Source organism: Acidovorax sp. KPB24-07, from assembly GCF_057543315.1.
Genome location: NZ_BAAJYS010000483.1, coordinates 1 through 2220 on the forward strand (window position 1 = coordinate 1; position 2220 = coordinate 2220).

Sequence of the window (2220 nt, forward strand, 5' to 3'; positions counted from 1 at the left end):
GGGCCCGCAGGCCAGACCCGCCAGCGCGCCCCCGGCGATGCCGCCGCCGATCCCCGCCCCGGTCACGGCAAGCTCCTTGCCCGCCGCGGCGGCCTTGTCGTTGGCCGTCGCCACGTTGTAGACCGACAGCGCAATGGACAGCACGATCAGCCCCCGGCCCGCGCGCGACAGGCCGCGCATGGTCTGCGTGACCTTGGGGTTGGAACGGCCGGCGGACTGGACGATCTCGCCATACACCGCGTTCTGCTGCGCCGCGGTGAGCCGGTCGAACTGCACGGTGGGCCCATGGATCTGCTGGGCCTTGCGGGCGATGAGTTCGTTGAGCGTCTTGCCCTCGGCCTTCAGGCTCTGCGCCATGGCGCGTCCAACCGGCGTGCTGCGCCCGCGGATGATCTCCATGATGGTGTTGCGCGCCACCTGGGCCTGCTCGGCCGCCTGGGCCCAGGTGATGCGGCCGCTCATCGCCTCGAACTGCAGGTCGTTGGCCATGGCCTGGATCTGCCGGGTGTAGGCCAGCCGGGCCGAGGCATCCAGCGAGAGATGCGCCCCGGCGTTGGCGATCTCCGCCTTCAGGGCCTGGATGGCCGAGTCGAAGGCGGCGCGGTCTTTCGGATCGTCGTTCTGCATGCGTTGTGGTCTCCTCGTCTGGATGGGAAACGGCGCTGTTTTGCGTTGTGGCCGCTGGCCGCGCGCAGCGGGGGCTGCGTCGCGAGGCTTGGGTTTTTTTTCGCGCCGGTGCATGGCGGCATGCACGCGCCGAAAGTAACCGCCGGAGCGGCGATCGGGCGAAACCATCGGTCAAAGAGGTTTCAATACGTAGAAAAGTGTCGAATCGATCGAGGGGCGCAACCCCGCGCCACAGCGCCGTTCGCCCCGCCGGGCGGGCTTGTCAAAGCCCACACCCCACCATAGGGGGGGATTGGCAGGCCCGTTGAATTTGTATCTATTACGGGTCTTCGCCCCTCATTCCATATGCCGGAAGGAACTTTTCGCAGGCCTTGTCCTGCGGCGGTGAAGATCACGCTGAAGGTGGGTGATACGGATTTTTTTTGGAGGAAAAGGCCTGCAGCGCATGATTTCCTAGGGCATATAGCTACAAAAACAGGAGCAAATCCAAAACCGGGTGATGGTGGCAACGGACCGCCTTTCCCGGAAGGTCGCGGATGGCATCCGCCAGCCAGACCCCGCTTTTTTCGCAGAACTGCCGCCCGCCTCGACGGGGCTGGTAGGCATTTCGCGTCGGGCCTGTTGCAGGCCACGGCACCCTGATTCCAATCCAAGGAGGAGCTTCCCGCATGTCCCGTTTCGCAATGACCAAGACACTCGCGCTCTGCGCCGGGGGCCTGATCCTGGCCTCGTCGGCCTGGGCGCAGACCACCACCCCGCCCAGTGCCGAGCCGGAGCCGGGCCTGTGGGCCTTCGACGGCGAGCTAAATGGCCAGCCCGGGCGCAGCCTGCAGATCGATACCGAGCAGGGCCGCGCCCTCATCGTGTCCTACCTGGGCTACCGCGCCGACGGGTCGTCTGTGTTCCTGCAGGCCAGCGGCCTGCGCGGCGGCGACAGCTCGGCCTTCCGGGGCCCCCTGCAGGAGTTCCGCAACGGGCCGCCCGTGATCGGCGGCGGTGCGGGCAATGGCGAAGTGGCGGGCAGCCCGGGCGAGATCCAGCTGGCCTTCGATTCGCCCACCTCCGGCACCGTCACGCTGCCGGGCGACGTGACGCGCCGCATCTCGCGCTTCACGTATGGATCCGCGGTGCAAGGTGGCAGCAGCGGGCAGTACACCCTGCAGACCTATTCCACCCGCCTGTCACAGACGCCCATCGCCTCCTACCGCGTCGAACTGCGGGACGGCAATTTCCTGATGAGCCAGCTGAGCACGTCCGACGGCCGCCTGTGCTCCTACTCGGGCACCTACCAAAAGCGCGGCCAGGGCATCGAATCCGACGGCACCGCCAGTTGCGTGGACCCCTCCGGCACCCAGCAGCGCAGTCCGTACCGGATCGAGCAGTTCGCCGTCGACACTTACGGCATGGCCACCGGCACGCTGCGCAAGGACGGGATCGAATCCTTCTTCATGGGTGCCTGCCATGCGGGCGCCGTCATGCTCGGCAGCCCGGCCACCTGCGCGTCCGGCTCGTCGCGAACCGACATCGTGGTGCAGCCAGGCATCTGGGCTTTCGACGGCGAATTGAACGGCCGACCGGGCCGCAGCCTGCAGA

At 67.3% G+C, this 2220-nt stretch carries 1 protein-coding gene and 1 pseudogene; one reads left to right on the forward strand and one right to left on the reverse strand.

Features of this window, described 5'->3' with window-relative positions; all coding sequences use genetic code 11:
* On the reverse strand, positions 1-627 hold a 627-nt coding region (locus AC27IQ_RS22870; protein WP_487090910.1), incomplete at its 3' end, for a hypothetical protein.
* A gap of 668 nt (positions 628-1295) precedes the next feature.
* Here AC27IQ_RS22870 and AC27IQ_RS22875 point away from each other — a divergent pair.
* Positions 1296-2220, forward strand: a pseudogene (locus AC27IQ_RS22875) (hypothetical protein); the annotation flags it as partial.